We start from the raw sequence: 17,799 nt of genomic DNA on the forward strand, positions 1-17,799 counted from the left end.
ACTTACGCTCCGTCCGCTATGGACGAAGCGCTGCATGCGCGAAACACGGCTTCCGCTGCGCCTAACCTCGACAAATCGGGGCCGCCGTCCTTATCGAACAATGACTTGCTCTCATCCGTCTCTACGATAACGATTAGCGAGCCGCTTTGCAGAGCGTCACTGCATAGCTTTACTTCATCGCCATCCAGCCCAAGCGCCTGCAGCGTGTCGCTATGTTCGTCGTCACCCAGCAGCATTGCTGCCGCAAAGGGATAGCCGCCCGCAATATAGGGCGCTGAACCATAGCCTGTTATGCCATACACGGCATTGACGCCTGCTCCGCCAAATCCCGATGTAGCAGCCATGCCTAGGCTGCCGAGCCCTTGGCGATCCGGCATAGCCTCAAGCTCGCTAAGCTCATCCACATGAACGTTGCTCTCTGCTTCGACGCGCCGGGAATGATAGGAATCCTTCGCCAGCACCTTAAGCTCGCTTTTTACGAACCCTGCTTGCTCAAGCTGCTCTATAGCCGTTATCGCTTGCTGCTCTGTGTCGAATACGCCTATTTTTTTTGCCATGTTTTCTCCTCCTAAATGACTTTGCAAATGCAAAAAGTGAATTGGAATGCAGCTGCTTGGCACACTTAAATCGTCTTATGATACAAGCTAATGTTGGTATGCCCTGTTTTATGCGGAATAAGTCGGATCGTGTCGGATTAAGGCAAGTGCATGTAAAGGTTTTGTCTAATCCGCTTGGCAGGTTGTGCAAGCCTGCAGTTCGCGGTATGATGGAGAAATAGATATTGGAAAATCGGACAAGCAGGAGGCAAAGCGATGATCCATCGGATGCTTCGCTATCCCGCAGGATGGGAATGGCATGTGCTGCAGCAAGCAAGGGGCGAAGCCGTAAGGAAAGAACCCTTGCCAAGCAGAAAAGATGCGAATAAACAAACATCAGCTTCACGCGAAGAGCGAAGAGCCGTCAAGGCCATTTCAAAAATGGAGCAGGATGAAGCGGTATCGCAAACGGATGAGTTAAAGAAGCTTTATCCGGAGTGCGCTTCCTGGATTGACGAATGCGCGGGAAGACGGACTAATAATATATCGGTTGGCGATGCATCCACCTCGGAGAAGCTGCTATACGGAACGGTCATGTTCCAAGTATCAGAGGATCAAACGGACATTCAACCCTTTCATTTCTGGCTGACAGATAAACGCCTTATTACGATGCATGAGGATATGCGCCTCCCGCTGCGGCTGCAAGCCATTGAGCATACGCCCAAGCTTGAAAGCTGCGAGACGGCGCCAGAAGCCTTATTTATAATGATCAGCATCATTTTAGAGACCTTCCACGCCGGACTCGACGGCTTCGAGACGCGGCTCGGCGAGCTTGAAACGACGATGCGCAGGGAAAACCGCACCGGTCTTATCGATATTATTTTTGAGAGACGGTACGATCTGCTGCACTGGAGCCATCTGTTCATTCCGGTTAGAGAGGTGCATAGCGCCGCTCAAGAAGCTTTTATGGACGAGCTGACTGAAACGGACAGCTTCAAGCGGATCTCACATAAGCTTGAGCGAATCGAGGCGCTGCTGAAGCACTACGCTTTGGAGATTGATACGCTCATTTCGATGGATGACGCGATCTCAAACTTTCGCGGCAACGATATTATGAAGACGCTGACGATCTTTACGGTGCTCTTCCTTCCCGCTACGATCATAGGCGGCATTTGGGGAGTCAACTTCGAGAACCTTCCTTTTAAAGAAAACAAATGGAGCTTTGCCGCGATGATAGCGGCGATTGCTGCCATTACGGGCTTTATGTATATATGGCTGTGGAAGAAGGGTTGGACGGGCGATTTGCTAAACGGGCGCAATCCGAAGGAAATTGTCGCGGACAGCTCGACCACGCGCCTCAAGAGATCGCAGCGCACGAAAGCCAGCCGTTCCGAGCAAGCCGCTTCGGCTGCTGCCGAGCAGCCTCAGGCGAATACGCGCTCTGCAAGAAAACGCAGGTAATGCAATCTCTCTCTTTTTCAAAAAAACCGTGCACCAAGGCAAAAGCCTCGATGCACGGTTTTTTACTTTTTTACAGCTTCACCGGCAGCCCTGTGCGCGCAGAAGCATTTGCTGCAATCGTCACGTTATGCGTTAGCACAGCATCTGCATAGGTTGAGCGAATTTGCGAAGTATCGCCCGTTTTAAGCGCATGAAGGAAAGCTTCGTTCTCTCGCTCGTAAGGATCGGATGCATTGGCATATTCCGTCTTGCGTCCTGCTTCCGTATCGATCAGCCCGCCATGGGTCAGCTCAAGCACGCCTTTATTCGTATAGATATGAAGTCCAGCGCGGTCACCTGCAGGAATGGCGCATGTATTGCTGATCGTCGCCACCGCGCCCCCAACCAGCTTTAAGGTAACGGTTCCAACATCGGGCACGGTTACGCCGTCCTCCACGCTGCTCATAAAACGATCGCCATATGCGGCATATACCTCGCTTACTTCGCCTACCGTATATCTCAGCAAGTCGACGATATGGGTCGTTTGCTCGACAAATTGCCCGCCGGAGCCTTCCATTTTGCGCCACCAGCTCACACCCGGCATCGATCCCATCCAGTAACCTAGCGCCATGAGCGCCGTCCGATCGCGCAGCAGCTCTTTAGCGCGGTCTGTTCCGTCCATGTAACGGAAGTGATAGCCGACTGATGTAATCAGCTTTTTCTCTTGTATCCCTTGCAAAATTTCCGATGGAAGCTGCTCGTCTACGCCAATCGGCTTCTCTACCAGGAAAGGAATGCCGCGTTCAATCAGCGCTTTCTCGATTTCTCCGTGCGCGAACGGCGGCACACAAATATAAACGGCATCAAGCTTCCGATCATCCAGCATTTGATGAATAGATTCATAACCGCGTGCACCATCAAAGCGCCGTGCTGCCAAATCCGCTTTTTGCTGATTCGTGGCCACGAAAGCCGTTACCTTAACGCCAGGCAGCTTAGCCAGCTTCTCCGCGTGCATCATTCCAAACCAGCCTGTCCCAACAATACCTATTTGAAGTGTCATATATGAATCCCCTTTCATAATGGGTTTACTCCCCGATTATACTTGCAGCTGCAGCGTAAAGTCCATTTTCTATCCGCTGGTACCCATCCGCCCATAGCGTCATACAATACAACATCAGTATGGCCGGAGTGGTATGAGCGGAGGGATGATATGAGAGCCAAAACAAGAAACACGGTTGCAACGCAGCAACTCGATCTTCGAACTGCCCTATTTTTAGCTGCGGTTAGCGGACAAACGTACCTGCAATACAATAACAAGGACGGACTGTTTCTGGTACCAAGAACCTATAGCTTAGTAAGCGAATTCACAGCAAGAGCCTATGAGAGCAGCGATGAGAGATTCGGCTTTGTGCTGACCTCGGAGCGTGCGTCTGTGCTTGCTTTTCGCGGAAGCGGCTCGGCCGTCGATTGGGTATCGGATTTCATCGCTCAGCAGACGGCTTATCGTCCGGTCAAAAATACGGGCCTCACCCACAAAGGCTTCACTGACATTTACATGTCCGCCCGCACTCAAATCTTCGAAATATTAAAGCAACTGCCGCCGGATAGGCCGTTATTCATTACCGGTCACAGCCTTGGAGGTGCGCTTGCTACGCTGGCATCAATTGATCTAGCCCACAATTCCGAGTTTACACCTATCGTATATACTTTTGGCGCTCCGCGAGTCGGCGATCCGAAGTTTGCAAGCAGCTATAACGCAGCCGTCGCGACGCATTGGCGTTTTCAAAACGAGTTTGATATCGTCCCTCATCTGCCTACGCTCGTCTATCAATCGCCAAATACGAAACAAACCTATTACTACATGCACGTAAAGGGCGAGGTGAAGCGGTCCTTCCGGATGGGCTCCGTCGCCGGCAACCACATCTTATCCAGCTATTTCGCTGATCTGGTCAATGAAGAACCCGAATTTGCTCTAACCGTATGCACGGAGCCGCCGGGCTGGTGCCCTGCGATTGAGCTTTAATCGATGTTAGCCCAAATAAAAATAGTGAAGGCCGTATTATTCACCAAGAAGCTAACTTCACGTTGAATAATATGCCTTCACTATTTTCGAATAAGGCTTCTATTTTGGTGCGGCTTCGTCACGCCGGCAGCACATACAGCAAAATGGCGAAGAAATGGACGATCGAACCGCCCAGAACAAACAAATGCCATACGGCATGGTGATACGGAAAGCTGCGCCACATATAAAATACGGTTCCAAACGTATACAGCAAACCTCCGGTAATGAGCAGCTGCACGCCGCCTGGCGCAAGGTGAGCAGTCAACGGTTTCCATGCGAATACGATAATCCAGCCCATTGCGATGTATACAAGGGTTGATGTGAACAGGAAACGCGAGGCGAAAAACGCTTTGAACGCAACGCCGACTACGGCCGCTCCCCAGACGATGCCAAACAGCACCCAGCCCAGCTTCCCCTGCACGATATGGAATAGAATCGGCGTATAGGTGCCGGCAATAAATACATAAATAAAGGAATGGTCCAGCGATTCGAACACGCGCTTCGCCTTCCCCTCAGGAAAGCTATGTACGAGTGTGGAAGCCAAATAAAGCAGCAGCATCGCTGATCCATATATAGTAAAGCTAACGACATGAAAGGGCGTTCCTTTGGTTGCCGCGAATACGATAAGCACAACTAATGCTGCAACGCTGAGCCCTGCGCCGATGCCATGTGTGATTGCATTCGCTATTTCTTCCTTCTTGGAGTACGTATGGGTATTCGCCATAGGCTACTCACCTCCTAAGTGGCAAACAATCGCTGAAAAATGATTCTAGCGCTGTTTGCTCTCCCCTTAGTGTAAAGGATCACACCCACCCTTTCAACCAGTCGCGCATGCGGTCAACGGTTTTGTCGAGATTGCAGACGGCCTCTTGGTCCGTATAGTCCTGTGTATGGCGAAAATAATCGGCATGCCCGCCAACCATCGGAATGCCTTCCACATAGCCAGGCGCATATTTCATGCGGTTCCACCTCGGCACCTTAAATCCTGTTCTGCTCCAGCCGCCCCATGTTCCGATTCGGCTTATCGGATCGTTCAGCTTGCCAAGGCTGTCGATCGAATGAAAATAACTGACGCGGTCCTGGAGCTTAGGCTCGATTGGCGTTCTTGGCGAACCGACCTGCACGATGCGAAAATCCTCGATGCTATCTTGTTCATATAGCATCTTAGCCGCTTGGTAAGCTGCCGCGCCGCCTCCGCTGTGACCGATCAGCAGCAGACGTTCGCTGGTTAACGTTTCTTTGATTTTGCTGAGCGCAAGCTGCCCGCCGATACGTCCAGCCGTAAGGCGATTGGACAAGTCGCTCTTCACCTCAAGCACCTGCCTAACCACGCTGCGGCTGGCATCCCCATATGGAAAGATGACATGAATGGCTGGCTCGATACCGTCTGATTGAAACATTTTTTCGAGCTTTATTTTGCATTCGGTAAAAATACTATTGGATGTTGCCACACCGGCAAGCAAATAAATGCTCATTCGTGATGGTTTGGTCGCCGTCATAACGAATCCCTCCGTAATTCCTTCGTAATAAAGGTTAAACTGCCTTGCTTTTAATAAGCATCATCGTATATTCATTATGTGGGTTTGCTGCTGAAATCATTCTTGTATATAAATGTTATTCCCGTATAGGTTGACCTCATATCCGATGCCTTTCGCTGTTTGCTTTAGGGGCAATGCTTGTACATTTCGGTAAATAAGCCGCTGATCTCTCGTTTTTGTCCCCGTCCATATTTTACGTTGAATGACCTTAACAGGTGCCATCGCAGCCATCGTGCCGTCCTTATGGAAAATACGGGCGGTTTGTGCCCCGCTTCTATCCTGCCCCAGCTTCACCTGCAGCTGCATCACCCGCGAGAAAAATTGCTCATCCACATACGTAATCCCGTTCTCCCGGAAAACATAACCGCGGTACGTGAAGCGCTGCTCGACCGGTTGTTTTGGCAGCGACTGCGCATCCGGCATTTTGCTCAAAAAATGCTCCGACTCCGTAGCCTTCCGATACGCCTCAAGCAGCTCCTGATCGCTTGTTATCGAATAGTCATTAACCTTGCGCGCTTCATTATAGGCCTCTACATTGTTCACGTCAAAATAAAAGACCGCTTTAACTCTCGGGTAGTCATTCCGCAGGTGGCGGTATAAGCGGGAAATCCGATTAATCGCGAAGCTGTTGTCCTTTTGTCCGTCCGTCGTGTTGTAATGGGTTACCCCGAATTCAGACAGCTGAATCGGCTTCGTTCGGCTAAAACGGTTATATACATAATTGATCAAATCAAGCGGATCCTCGTGGCTTGCTTGATGAACTTTGTCGCCATTATGATACTTCACATTGTAAACATTCACGCCAACCCAATCCACATACGCATCGCCGGGATAAAAGCTCTCGATCGTCCTCATCGGAAAGGTAAGCACCGTCCATACCATCACCACATTCGGTGCATGCTCCGCAAATAGGTTATGAACCATCCGCCAGGACCGCTTATAGGCTTCCGGATCGCCGCTGTAATTCGTCCATGTGCCGTTCATTTCAGAAGCAAACCGCAAAAAGACGGGAACTCCCGCTTGCTTCGCCTGCTCCGCGAATGATCGAATGTAAGCAGCGTCCTTCACCTCATCCAGCCCTTTATTCGGCTCCCAAGCAATATGCGGAAATGCGCCTACCGCTTTCACCTCCTCGACCCATTCTGAAGGAAATGGCTTGCCGAAGCCGACGTACTTGAAGAAGCTCGCGTGCTGCTTGCCTGTCCGCTCGTTAAAAGCATGCATGCTGTATCCTATTGCGGCATCCTGCAGGACGTACGCACCCAAGTATACGCCTTCCACAGGCTCAGCATTAGCCAGCTTGTAGGACGGCTCAGATGGAATAAAGTGAACGGTCCAATCCTCCTTAGGAGCGACTTTAAGCTCAGGGCTTTCAAATCTGGAATGCCTGTCCGCTGGCGCGCCTTCTACGCTTGGAACTGCTTGCAGCAAGGCTGCTATAACAAAAACAAGCACGAATAACCTCTTCCGCCTTGAACGTCCGGCGCTGCTTGGGCTAGCTGTATATTGCTCCATCACCTTTATTCTCCTTCCAACACAGAAACAATCGGTCTATTGCTCTCAGCATTTGCTATCTGGCCCGTCGTTATTCCACCTGACGCTAAACTGCCTTTGGACAAAAGAAAGAGCGCCTGGCTGTTGCCAGCCGGCGCCCTTCTTCGTTGCTATATCTGCGGCCAAAATAACGACTCCAGCAGCTATACACCCATTTTTTTACGCTGATTGTTTACCTTCTTCGTGTTTTGGCTCTTCAGTGCCTGCGTCCCTGTGGAAAGATGCGTTTGGCCAGGAGCTCCGCCAGCTTTCGCTTGCTTCTTCTGAGCGAGCAGTTGCTTCGCTTTCTCCGCTTGAGTCAGCTGCTTCGGCTGCTCTTCGGATTGGTTTTGATCAATTGTAGACATAGGTTCACCTCGTTTCATGCGCTACATAATTCTTATTCTACTACACTTATATATCTGGTAAAAGAGGCTTTACTCAGGGTTGTGCTTTTCGTTATCCGCCAGGATGCTTTCTCGAGCTGCGCGGCGATCGGAACAGTCGTCACAATAACCGCCCGCTTCGCCCATTTCCTTATGGCTAGCAGCATTTCAAGCTGCTCTTCCTCCGGCAGCACGGAGCATAAATTGTAAGGCATATCTACAATCGCCGCATCGTATTGCCCTTCCAGCAGCCTCATATCGCCAAGCTTCACCCGGTCCGGATAACCAAAATGGGCCAGATTGATGCGCGCGCCCCTCACCGCAAGCGGATTAAGGTCCACGCCCTCTATGTCGATGCCCATCGACATCGCTTCGATTAGAACCGTGCCCATTCCGCAGCACGGATCGATGACCCGCAGCTGCTCAATGGCCGGCCCTGCCGCAACATTAACCAATGCTCTCGCCGCTCTTGTCGGAAGCGCCGTCGAATAGTTTTGCGGCTTGCTCTGATGCTTCAGCCAAGCGGCGCCGTTTTCCTCGCACGGCCCGAAATACCAGCGTCCGTTCAGCTTCGTCAAGCCATAGAGACATTCCGCTCTCCGCATATCCGCCTTGCCGCGAATTACAGCGCCTGCTGCCCGCTCATGCTGGCGCTGCTCCTCAAAAGCAAATGGCTCATCGCCGGGTGTAAACAGCACTTTAAACGTTTTGCCGCCGAGCTCTAAGGCTGGAAGCTGCAAGGCAAGCTCCTCAAAGCTGCTGGCTTCCAGCATTACGGATATTCGCCGCTTCATGAACGGGCTGCGATCGACCGGCAGCTCATAGGGGCTGCTAATCGCTCCACCGCAAACGTCCTCGTAACCAAACAGCGTTTGCAGCTCGAGCTGGCATAAGTTTGCCTCATCCTCATGGCATGCATACGTATAAATAAACATGATTGGCCTCGCTATCTAAGTTGTGTTAGTCGACTTGCGGCGCTGCTTCCGCTTGTTTCGGCTCAGAGCCCAGCACTGACGGGGAAATGCCAAGCCGTTCTGCTTCAGCCGTCAGGGAAGCCAGCTGCTTCTCCAACGATTTAACGGTTCGCTGAAGGCGGATCTGGCGAATGAGGCCTAGCAGCCCTACCGTTACGCCTCCAAGCAGCGTCGATACCAATATGACGAGAATAAGCGGAAGCGTCGTCTTCGCAAAGAAAAAGTTAACCTGTACGGAATCGACATTAATTACAGCAAATATCGCAATAAGAAGCGCAAACACTAACGCGGATATAAGTACGCCTTGTCCCTTCACTCCGTTCCCTCCCTTTTCCAGAAATCATACCACAAACCCCATCGATTCGCCTATCATCGCCGAATAGGGAATTCGCCTCGCAAAAAAGCAGATGCCTGCTTATGGGCACCTGCCTTTGCACAACTACTTTACGTTTGCTGTCTTGCGCGCCGGCGCCGCTTTGCGAAGCTGCGTCACGCACACTTTAACGATAATGTACGCAAGCACCGCCAGCTGCGGCAGCGTTGTTTCCCATGTCGGATAGACGCCAAGCGCCCCTATGGTCGGCAAGCCCGCTGCTGTATGCGACGATACCCATCCCGATACCTGCAGCGAGTGAATGCTCTCGCCTAGGAAACGAATGACCAAATAATAGATAAGCGCAGAAGCCACTAGAAAGAATGGGCGAATCGGTAGCTTGCTGCTGAACTTGATTATGGCAAAGCCAAGTGCGAGCAGCAGCACGAACGTAACGCCAAAGCCTAGCGCGAGCTGAAGCGAATCGATGGATGGAGCCATTCCGACATAAAAGATTGTCGTCTCCGCGCCCTCGCGGAAAATCGCCAGCCCCGATACAGCGAACAGCGACCACAGGCTGCCCCGCGCCAGCGCGCTGCCCATTTGTTTATCGATATATTGATTCCAGTTGTTCATATTCGATTTTTTGTGCAGCCAGTTGCCGACTGTGAGCATCAGCACGACGGATAACAAGCCTGCGATCCCTTCAATCGCCTCCCGCATGCTGCCGGCCGCAATCTGGGCAATCGCGTAAGTAAGCACAAAGGCCATAATACCGCTTAACAATAGCCCTACCCATACGCCGGACCATACCCATTTGCGCTTATCATGATTGCCCGTACGCTGCAAATAAGCCAGCAATGCGGCAAGGACCAATATCGCTTCAAGCCCTTCGCGCAGCAAAATCATGCCCGCATCCCAAGCGGTATAACGCGTCTCCTGCATCATCGGCTCAAGCTGGCCCAGCATCTTGCCAATCAGCTCCTCAGCCTTGCCTGCCGCAGGCGGATCGGACAGCAAATATCCGCCTACCTCTGCCATGCTAATCTCGATGCTATTGTACAGCGTAGCGGACCGCAGCCGAACCGTTCCCTCAACCGCCGGCCACTGCATGATAAAGGCTTCCATTTGACCGGATGCCTCAGGAAAATGTCCCTGCTGAACGTCACGCAGCGCTTGATTAAGTATTTCGACTTGATCCGTAATCGTCAGGCCCGAGTCCTTCGGAGCAGCGGCAACTTTACCATCGCGGTAATCATTAATTAATTGAATGAGCGCAGCCGCTTCCGTCTTCGCTTGCTCTGCGCGCGGCGGTTCGGCTTGCACGGCAATCCGAAGCATGCTCATCTTCGTCTCCATGCCACCGTACACGCTGGAATTATCCGCCCGAACCGCAGGCTCGACCTTCGGCCAGCTGGCATTCAACTGCAGATAATCAGCCTTTGCCTTTTCCCAGTCGCCAGCCTGTACGCTTGCCAGCAGCTGCTCCGTAAGCGGCAGCATGTTTACCGCCGCCTCTTGACCGGTTAACTGCGGCGTTTCCGGCTGCAGGCTCTTCACATATTTATTAAATGCCTTCGCCAGCGACGATAACGAAGCCTTCGCGGCATCTGAATCATCCGCAGATCCGGATAACGCTTTAGCTGCTCCCGCTAGCGCGGAATCTACAGCCGCGGCTTCCTTCGACGCAGCCGGCTCCAGCTGCTTCCACTTTGCGGCAGCTTCCTCCACATGCGCTGCAGCTTCCTCCCATTTGCCTTGCCCGACCTCTACAAGCGCACTGCCGACTAGCGGGAGCAGCCGATCCAGCTCGGCCGCTTGGTCTCCCTCAGCATATGCGTGCAATCCACTACTGCTTACCATTATCAATAGAAAAACAACGGAGAAGAAACGTAATACATGCCGTTTCATACCGTTGTTAGGTTGTGCGAACATCATCGTCCGCCCCTTTCGTCATAAAACTTCTATTTTATTTATGAATGCGCTTAGCTATCCGTTAAAACAGCGTCTCACCGATATATCCGCCTTGACGCACGCCAGGGAAACATGCAAACATCGCGCTGCCAGTATGAACGATATACTCGTTTAGCAAATCGCTTTGTCCAAGCTTCTGCTGCATCGGAATAAATTGCTTGCGCGAATCGCGATTAAAGCAAATAAACAACAGCCCCGCATCCAGCTGGCCTGTCTTATGATCCATACCGCTTGAATAGGAGAACGAACGGCGCAATATTTTGACCGAGCCGTCACCATGCGCTAGGCGGATATGTGAATTCATCGGGATAAACGGCTTGCCCTTCTCATCCTTTTTGTCCAAATCGATTTTATCCGTTTCATGTACGGAGCCGATCGGAGCGCCGCTGTTGCGGTGACGGCCAAAGGTCGCTTCCTGATCACCAAGCGTAGAGCGGTCCCACACCTCGATGCGCACCCGAATTCGCCTTACGACCATATAGCTGCCTTGATCCATCCAAGGCGTCCCATCGGAAGCGGCTGCCCAAACAACCTTTTTCATCTCCGCATCATCGCTGACGTCGGGGTTATTCGTCCCATCCTTAAAGCCCATCAGGTTACGCGGCGTTGCACCCGCAGGATCAGCGCCGCTGGTCCGCTGGAAACCTTCCTGCGTCCAGCGGAGAACGGCCTTCCCCCTCGCGATGCGGGCAAGGTTGCGTATCGCATGAAAGGCAATTTGCAGATCATTCGCATTCACCTGCACGCCAATGTCGCCGCCTGACCATTCCTCGCGAAGCTCATCGCCGCCGAAGGCGGGCAGATCAGCCAGCGCGGCTGGCCTCTTGCCTGCAAGGCCATACCTTCCGTCAAAGAAGGATGCGCCCACGCCGAACGTAATCGTCGTGCGAGAAGGCGACAGCCCCTCTGCTTCACCCGTATCCGATGGCGGCAAATTCAGATTCTCGTTGTTGCTGCCAAGCATCTCCCCGCTTGTCATCGCAGCGGCTGCAGCCGTCCACGCCTGGAACAGCTTGCGAACATCGTCCAGCGAATTCGCCGTTAAATCAAAAGCGGCAAAAACGATAAAGTCCTGCGGCGGGGTCGTAATGCCCGCCTGATGCGCGCCATAAAAATCAACGATTTGACCGCTATCCGCTTTAGCTGCTTTGGAAGCGGGCTTCGCCGAGCTTCGCTCCTGCACAGAGAATAGCCCGCCCATTCCCGTCGCACCAAGCAAAAGCCCTGCTCCGCCTACGCCAGCCATGCGCAGCAAATCTCTCCGGCTGATTTTTTTGTCGATAATGCCCGGCTTGCCTTCTTCTTGAGATTGTCCATTCTGTTCTGAATCGCTAGGTCGTTTCATGTTGTTTTACGCCTCCAAAATAGTTCCCATTTGCGAAAGCGGTTCTGCGAGCGCATCGATAAGCTGGCTTAGCTTCTTTGTATCTTCCTGTTTCAATTCCAAATAGGATACATAACCATCACCTGATTTGTAAGCAGCCAGCGCTTGCTCCAAATCTGCGAAGCCTTTGCCGATCTGCTCATCAAGCGCAGCATCCTTCTTATTCAGATCCGCCTTAACCAGCTGATAGATTTTGTTCGCGCCTTCTACGTTTGCAGCAAAATCATAAAGATCCGTATGCGAATAACGTTCTTCCTCGCCCGTTACCTTCGAGGCGGATACCTCATTAAGCAGTTCCACCGCACCGGTAACAAGCAAGCTAGGCTCAACCTCTACCGTTTCCATCAAAGCGCGAAGCAGCTTCGCGTCCTCGAGCAGACGATCCGCATAGTCTCCCATGCCTTCTGTCGTGTTCTTCTCCCAAAGCGCTTGCTCTAGGCGGTGGAATCCGCGCCAATCCTTCTCTTCTACATCGTTCTCACGCGCATCGATATTCGGGTCTAAGTCGCCAAGCGCTTCAGCAATCGGCTCAATCCGCTCGTAGTACATGCGAGTCGGCGCGTACAGCTTCTTAGCCGTCTCGATATCGCCGGCTTTGACCGCATTTACAAATTTCTCTGTTTCCAGAATAAACGTATCTGCCTGTTCAATCGTAAACTGGCGGTAGCTCTCCAAAATCGGAGCCCAATCTTCCTTAGCAACGGCTGTTTCAGCCGTTTTATTGCCTTCTGCTTCTGTTTTAGCCGGTTCATTCTTCTCCGCTGCATTCGATCCGCAACCTGTAAATACGATCGTACATGCCAGTAAAAAAATGGATAACTTAAGCTTCATTATAATAGCTCCCCTGCTCCAATAAATTCGTTCTGTTTTTGTCCTAAAATGAAGTATATTCGCAATTGATAATCATTGTCAATCCGAATGTTTTGGAAGAAAAAAAAGGACTTTCCCTGATGCTGTGTAAGCATTCACGCAAGTCCCTCATCGATCGTTATTTCATTTTAGATGCTGCTTCAATAAATCAAGAGATGACCTCTGCATTTCGCCCAATCTCCATATCGCCACTTTGCCGTATCCGGCTTGCCCGGCAACCTCGATCCATTGCGACAACGTTTCTTCGTCCGCATACCATACCGTATGCTTCACTTGATCCTCGGCCGTATAATCAAAATATACGCTCCCGCTTGCTTCATCGCGCCGAATCGTACTGCCTGTCTGCTTTGCCAAAATGGACGCCTGCACCTCAGTCAATGCCTTTGCCTTGCCGCCCTCCTGCCAGTCAAACCCTCCGACAGAGAACGCAATATACGGCTGTCCAGGCAAAGAGCCCATTCGGCTCGTTAATTCCTTAATAAAAGCATGGTCAGCCTTCGGCCCCGGACCGCTGTGTGAGCCATATAAATTATAAGCCATCATGACATAATCAGGCCCCTCCGGAAGCTTAAGCTCCTCGATCTTCGCCCTAGTCTCGAGCACGATGCGAAGCGACTTCCCTTTTTCCTGCAGGCGAGGGTATAGGTCGGAGAAAAACAGCAGCAGATTGTCCCAATCCTCATCCGCCACTCTCTCATAGTCCAGCTCGATGCCGCCGAAGCCGTACTGCTCCACGGCCGCTATCAATTCATCCGCATGTTTCCTGCGGCTCTCCACCGTGCCCATCAAACGCGTAATCAAAGCCGGGTCCTTCTGCACCGATTCGCCGCTCGGCTGGAATTGATCATTCACAACGGTCAAATAGACGTGATCAAGCCCGCTATGCTCATAAAGCTTTAATACCTCAGGCAGTGCCTCGTGGAAGCTATCGGTGAAATAGAGGCTGTCCGTTTGATCAAAATAGGCAGCGAACATCTGCAGGCTCGTCAAGCTTCCCTTTATTGCATCCAAATTCTCAAGCCCGGTTTGCCATTGCCAATCCGCAAGCCACGCAGAGAGCTCGGACGTCTGCCCCTCCTCTTTAGAAGGCCCGACCAGCTCATCCATACATACCGCTGCGCCAATGAACAAGATAAGCAAGCTCGCTGTTAAAAACACCTTCCGGCTTCTAACCAATCTTAACACCCCGTTTTTGTCATTCATAATCAACCTAGAAGGTGTCGATCGCCCAGTCAAAGGAAGCATTAACCGCATTCCTGATTCTGCTGATTATTCCTTCAATGCCGGCGTATCCATTTTTGTACAACAGCTTCTGCTCGCTTCCAGCTTCCGTTACGGACATCACTTTGATGTCATCAAATACCGCATCGTATATGTCGTCCTTCAAATTCGCCCTGCTGGCTTCCGACGCAAGCGCAATCTCGCCGCCGTTGATCGTGCCTTTAATCTGCTGCCCGTTAAATAGCTGAACATCATCCAGAGACAGCTTCAATTGATTGCCGTGCATAACGATCTCCAGCTTCTTGGCAGCATCTTCTGCCGAGTTCTTCAGGGTATACTCTTGAAGCTTCTCTGCCTTGCCGCCCTTTTCCTTCTGCTCAACGATTATCTTGTTGTCCTCAAGCGATATGCGCACATAGGAATCCTGCTTCCGGTTATACCTCACATAAACCGACTGTTGGCCAATCGCGTGGCCCTTTAGCTCTGCGGTTAGCTTAACATCGCTATAAGCCCCGCTGCCCTTCAAATAAAGCAGGCCTTTGCCTGCCGGAAGCGACGTTAACGCGATGCGGTTATCAGCGAACTCAGCAGCGCCGCTGCCAAGGGTCCATTTTGCCGCACGCTTCTGATCGCCGGTTACAAAGCTGACTTTCTCGCCCGTATCCTTGCGCAGCTTCATAAGCAAATGATTCGTATACCAATAAGACGCCGGCTGCACTCTTGTTAGATCATATAAACTCTCATCGCTATCATTGAAGGAGAATCCTTCGCGGTTAAAATGCATGCCGAACATCGACTTAATGTTATCGGCATTCACATTTTCAACTAGCAGGTTCATCCCTCCGTAAAGATAGTTGGCATGCATGATCATATACACATTAGGCACAAAACCGAGCGTGCGCTTATAAATCTCGTTCATGGACTTATAATCCGCATTTATGCGGGCTTCCATTTGCTTGCGGTTCTCGGTGGGCACAAGATTCTCATCCCGAATGAAGTCCATCAGATAGTGGGTATAGTAGCTTACGTTTTCTCTATCCTTAAATTCATTCTCGTCCTTCACCCCGATCAGCTTGCCTGCCTTGTCAAAAATATTAATGTACGTGAGGCGGTAGCCATTGCTGCCCAGCTCCCAGTAGCCGGTTTTCATCATTTTGAGCATGTCCTTGGGTTGAAGGAACTTGGATTCCTTGCTGCCAACCTTGTTCGCATACGACAAAATGGTTGCCTTGAAGTTGTACTTCTCAAGCAGCGGCTGCGCAAATAAGCTCGAATCGTTTCTTCCGTCCTCGAACGAGAGGAATAGCGCTTTAGGCGGCAATGGCTTGCCGCTCTTGTAGTAGTCCAATACATCCTGCTGCGAAATTGTCGTATAACCTTGATCGTAAAGCGCCTGAAGCTGCTGATCCAATCGTTTTTTGGAAATCAGCTCCGAGGTGCCCGTTCTTGCCACGCCAAAATAAGACAGCGCAACAAATCCGTTCGTGTTGCTCCACTGCGCATGGTCAGGCACCGCATACTGCTTCGTATCGAAAATCGCATGATAAAGAATGAAGCCAACAATAAGCAAAATGATCGATTGTATAATCGTTTTGATAACCTTTATTTTATTCTTTTTCTTATAATCAAAGGCTCCACTCGCAATTCCCTTTTTCATGGCGGCCATCCTTCATCCTTGAAATAGGCCATGCTTGCTCTAAAGCGGCACGTCCATATTTTTTTTGTTTTTGTTCTTCCTGGCTTCCTTTTTATTTCTAGCCTCGATATCCTGCGGCGTTTCTCTCGTTCCCCAAGTCGACTTCCAGAACGTTACCCACGCGACAGGCATTTGCCACAGCAGCACGAGCTCGTAGAAGACACAGAATACGATCCCAAAAACCCACAGCTTGCTCTTGCGAAACAGCAGATGGGCAAAGCTCATGAGCAGCGCCATCAGCAGCAGCCCCATTAGAAAGGTGCTCGGGAATACGTGATGCACGATCGGCACATAAAACAAGTTGTATAACACGATAACCGGCGCGGCGATCGGAACGATAAGCCCGATGTAGAAAAACAATGCCATAAACGGCTCTTTGCGCCAAATAAATCCGCCTGCCCGAAGCGATTCGCGCAGCCAGGAACGCTTCCACCTCATTTGCTGCTTTAAGAAAACAAACATGTCGGATGGCACGATCGTCGAGCAAATCGCCGTGTCCTGGTAGCCTGTCCGATGGGTTTTCAAAATAAAATTCGTCATGCTTCGGTCATCCCCGAACGTTGCCGGCTGGCCGAGAAACTTCTGATTAAGCCAAGCATCCTTGTGCTTCAGGACCAGCTCTTTCCGGTAACAGGACAAAGGCCCGGACAAGCAGGTTACGCTGTCGAACCATGACTCCGCTGCCTTCATAATGCGGAAAGCGATGTAATAGCGCACCGTTTGCAGCTTCGTAATGGAGTTGGTGTATTTATTCTCTACGTCCGTTCTTCCAGCTACGCCTCCCATTTGCGGATCTTGAAACGGCTGAACGAGATGCCTGATCGCGGTTGGCTCCAAGAAGCTGTCCGAGTCGACGAATACGACCAAATTATGCTTCGCCATCTCTACGCCCTTGACGAGCGCGACGCGTTTGCCTCCGTTTTCGGCGAGCACATGCATTTTCAACCGATCCTTCGTTGCATACCGCGCCGCCTCTTGATGAACAAGATCGATGACCTTCTGGATTTGCTCTACCGAACGGTCCTTGGAGCGGTCATCGACAACGATCACTTCAAGCTTATCGACAGGGTAGTCCTGATTCATACAGCTCAAAATCGTGCGGTGAATCCATTTTTCTTCATTAAAGCAGGGAATGATTATCGACACGCCAGGCGTATAGTAAGGGTCAATCGGCACATCCCGGTGCAGCGCCCCGAAGAAATAACGCGTCAGCAGGAAGGCCGCCGCCGTGATGCTGTATAAATAAAGCAGAAAGTTGTATTTGAAATAAATGATGCTCTCCACGCGCATCAGCATAATGATGCCGACGGCAACAAACAGCAAGCTGCTCGCCATATAGACGGAGTAACCCCATCGTTTCCGCTGCAAGTACGCCGATATCGGCTTAACGAATTGGAAAGCGATTAATAGCTTTATTCCTTCTTCACTATCGCGCGTGAATGTCCGAATAATGACGGCTTCCAGCTTTACCGACGATTCAAAACCTTCCGGCATCGTACCCGGAGGAATATCGAAGCTGAGCTGATAGTTGCCTCCCTCCCGAAACGAATGGTCGGCAAGGCCAGGGTCCAGCTCAATTAAGATGCCAGTGGAAGAAATATCGACCGCCTGTCCTTTTATCCGTGACTTCTTGCTTCGTCCTTTTCGAAGAAGCCAAACGTCAAAGCTCGCCTCATAGCGCAAGCTTAGCTCACGCATTTTTTTCATATTAGCCGAATCAAAATAGCCGTCAGCAGGCTGTCCCTCGGCCGCTCCTCTTCGATCAACCTTTAATCTAAGCTGTTCCGGGTCAGGTACGTTGGAGAGGGTTCGCCTGTCCGTTCTTGGAACAGACAGCACTTCTTCAGGCTTCTTTTTTTGTCGCTTAAACAT

The 17,799-nt window shown here is 51.2% G+C and carries 16 protein-coding genes; 2 read left to right on the forward strand and 14 right to left on the reverse strand.

The window, feature by feature from the left end; all coding sequences use genetic code 11:
- Positions 1–2 precede the first annotated feature (2 nt).
- Entirely contained in the window at positions 3–557 is a 555-nt protein-coding gene (locus A7975_RS30190; protein WP_065387600.1) for a general stress protein, read from the reverse strand.
- A 255-nt stretch (positions 558–812) separates the two neighbouring features.
- Here A7975_RS30190 and A7975_RS30195 point away from each other — a divergent pair, with 255 nt between their 5' ends.
- A complete protein-coding gene (locus A7975_RS30195; RefSeq protein WP_065387601.1) occupies positions 813–1,997 on the forward strand; it encodes a magnesium transporter CorA family protein in 1,185 nt (394 codons plus the stop codon).
- 70 nt (positions 1,998–2,067) lie between these two features.
- Here A7975_RS30195 and A7975_RS30200 read toward each other — a convergent pair whose 3' ends face one another.
- Positions 2,068–3,036 (reverse strand): Gfo/Idh/MocA family protein, encoded by a 969-nt coding sequence (locus tag A7975_RS30200; RefSeq protein ID WP_065387662.1) that lies wholly within the window; start codon positions 3,034–3,036, stop codon positions 2,068–2,070.
- 150 nt (positions 3,037–3,186) lie between these two features.
- Here A7975_RS30200 and A7975_RS30205 point away from each other — a divergent pair, with 150 nt between their 5' ends.
- Positions 3,187–3,999 carry a lipase family protein gene (locus A7975_RS30205; protein ID WP_065387602.1) on the forward strand — a complete coding sequence of 271 codons (813 nt, stop codon included), beginning with the start codon at positions 3,187–3,189 and terminating at the stop codon, positions 3,997–3,999.
- 118 nt (positions 4,000–4,117) lie between these two features.
- Here the strand turns inward: A7975_RS30205 and trhA are convergent, their stop codons facing one another.
- The 12 genes from trhA to A7975_RS30265 form a co-directional block, all read right to left on the reverse strand.
- Positions 4,118–4,762 (reverse strand): PAQR family membrane homeostasis protein TrhA, encoded by a 645-nt coding sequence (gene trhA, locus A7975_RS30210; RefSeq protein ID WP_065387603.1) that lies wholly within the window; start codon positions 4,760–4,762, stop codon positions 4,118–4,120.
- A 79-nt stretch (positions 4,763–4,841) separates the two neighbouring features.
- Positions 4,842–5,537: a lipase family protein gene (locus A7975_RS30215; protein ID WP_053374162.1), complete on the reverse strand. Its 696-nt coding sequence runs from the start codon at positions 5,535–5,537 to the stop codon at positions 4,842–4,844.
- Positions 5,538–5,633: 96 nt separating this feature from the next.
- Positions 5,634–7,091: a glycoside hydrolase family 26 protein gene (locus A7975_RS30220; RefSeq protein WP_065387604.1), complete on the reverse strand. Its 1,458-nt coding sequence runs from the start codon at positions 7,089–7,091 to the stop codon at positions 5,634–5,636.
- Between the two features lie 182 nt (positions 7,092–7,273).
- Entirely contained in the window at positions 7,274–7,477 is a 204-nt protein-coding gene (locus A7975_RS30225; protein WP_063845995.1) for a hypothetical protein, read from the reverse strand.
- A 32-nt stretch (positions 7,478–7,509) separates the two neighbouring features.
- A complete protein-coding gene (locus A7975_RS30230; protein ID WP_065387605.1) occupies positions 7,510–8,430 on the reverse strand; it encodes a TRM11 family SAM-dependent methyltransferase in 921 nt (306 codons plus the stop codon).
- Between the two features lie 25 nt (positions 8,431–8,455).
- The gene (locus tag A7975_RS30235; RefSeq protein WP_053374158.1) at positions 8,456–8,785 is read right to left on the reverse strand and encodes a LapA family protein; all 330 of its coding nucleotides are present in this window, start codon (positions 8,783–8,785) and stop codon (positions 8,456–8,458) included.
- A gap of 123 nt (positions 8,786–8,908) precedes the next feature.
- Positions 8,909–10,720, reverse strand: a complete 1,812-nt coding sequence (locus A7975_RS30240) for an FTR1 family protein (protein WP_082198555.1) — start codon at positions 10,718–10,720, stop codon at positions 8,909–8,911.
- Between the two features lie 58 nt (positions 10,721–10,778).
- On the reverse strand, positions 10,779–12,101 hold the full coding sequence (efeB, locus tag A7975_RS30245) for an iron uptake transporter deferrochelatase/peroxidase subunit (protein WP_065387606.1): 1,323 nt from the start codon (positions 12,099–12,101) through the stop codon (positions 10,779–10,781).
- A gap of 6 nt (positions 12,102–12,107) precedes the next feature.
- Positions 12,108–12,971 carry an iron uptake system protein EfeO gene (gene efeO / locus A7975_RS30250; RefSeq protein ID WP_053374156.1) on the reverse strand — a complete coding sequence of 288 codons (864 nt, stop codon included), beginning with the start codon at positions 12,969–12,971 and terminating at the stop codon, positions 12,108–12,110.
- 162 nt (positions 12,972–13,133) lie between these two features.
- Positions 13,134–14,168, reverse strand: a complete 1,035-nt coding sequence (locus A7975_RS30255) for a glycosyl hydrolase family 18 protein (RefSeq protein WP_255314613.1) — start codon at positions 14,166–14,168, stop codon at positions 13,134–13,136.
- Positions 14,169–14,220: 52 nt separating this feature from the next.
- A complete protein-coding gene (locus A7975_RS30260) occupies positions 14,221–15,888 on the reverse strand; it encodes a polysaccharide deacetylase family protein (protein ID WP_065387607.1) in 1,668 nt (555 codons plus the stop codon).
- A 39-nt stretch (positions 15,889–15,927) separates the two neighbouring features.
- Positions 15,928–17,799 (reverse strand): glycosyltransferase family 2 protein, encoded by a 1,872-nt coding sequence (locus A7975_RS30265; RefSeq protein ID WP_065387608.1) that lies wholly within the window; start codon positions 17,797–17,799, stop codon positions 15,928–15,930.

Origin of the sequence: Bacillus sp. FJAT-26390 (assembly GCF_001682865.1) — a bacterium.
In the GTDB taxonomy this organism is placed as follows: Bacteria; Bacillota; Bacilli; order Paenibacillales; family Paenibacillaceae; genus Pristimantibacillus.

Excerpts from the sequence above, each read along its gene's own strand:
- A7975_RS30190 (WP_065387600.1), bottom strand. The coding sequence starts at position 557 with ATGGCAAAAAAAATAGGCGTATTCGACACAGAGCAGCAAGCGATAACG.
- A7975_RS30195 (WP_065387601.1), top strand. The coding sequence starts at position 813 with ATGATCCATCGGATGCTTCGCTATCCCGCAGGATGGGAATGGCATGTG.
- A7975_RS30200 (WP_065387662.1), bottom strand. The coding sequence starts at position 3,036 with ATGACACTTCAAATAGGTATTGTTGGGACAGGCTGGTTTGGAATGATG.
- A7975_RS30205 (WP_065387602.1), top strand. The coding sequence starts at position 3,187 with ATGAGAGCCAAAACAAGAAACACGGTTGCAACGCAGCAACTCGATCTT.
- trhA (WP_065387603.1), bottom strand. The coding sequence starts at position 4,762 with ATGGCGAATACCCATACGTACTCCAAGAAGGAAGAAATAGCGAATGCA.
- A7975_RS30215 (WP_053374162.1), bottom strand. The coding sequence starts at position 5,537 with ATGACGGCGACCAAACCATCACGAATGAGCATTTATTTGCTTGCCGGT.
- A7975_RS30220 (WP_065387604.1), bottom strand. The coding sequence starts at position 7,091 with ATGGAGCAATATACAGCTAGCCCAAGCAGCGCCGGACGTTCAAGGCGG.
- A7975_RS30225 (WP_063845995.1), bottom strand. The coding sequence starts at position 7,477 with ATGTCTACAATTGATCAAAACCAATCCGAAGAGCAGCCGAAGCAGCTG.
- A7975_RS30230 (WP_065387605.1), bottom strand. The coding sequence starts at position 8,430 with ATGTTTATTTATACGTATGCATGCCATGAGGATGAGGCAAACTTATGC.
- A7975_RS30240 (WP_082198555.1), bottom strand. The coding sequence starts at position 10,720 with ATGATGTTCGCACAACCTAACAACGGTATGAAACGGCATGTATTACGT.
- efeB (WP_065387606.1), bottom strand. The coding sequence starts at position 12,101 with ATGAAACGACCTAGCGATTCAGAACAGAATGGACAATCTCAAGAAGAA.
- efeO (WP_053374156.1), bottom strand. The coding sequence starts at position 12,971 with ATGAAGCTTAAGTTATCCATTTTTTTACTGGCATGTACGATCGTATTT.
- A7975_RS30260 (WP_065387607.1), bottom strand. The coding sequence starts at position 15,888 with ATGAAAAAGGGAATTGCGAGTGGAGCCTTTGATTATAAGAAAAAGAAT.
- A7975_RS30265 (WP_065387608.1), bottom strand. The coding sequence starts at position 17,799 with ATGTTTAAGCGACAAAAAAAGAAGCCTGAAGAAGTGCTGTCTGTTCCA.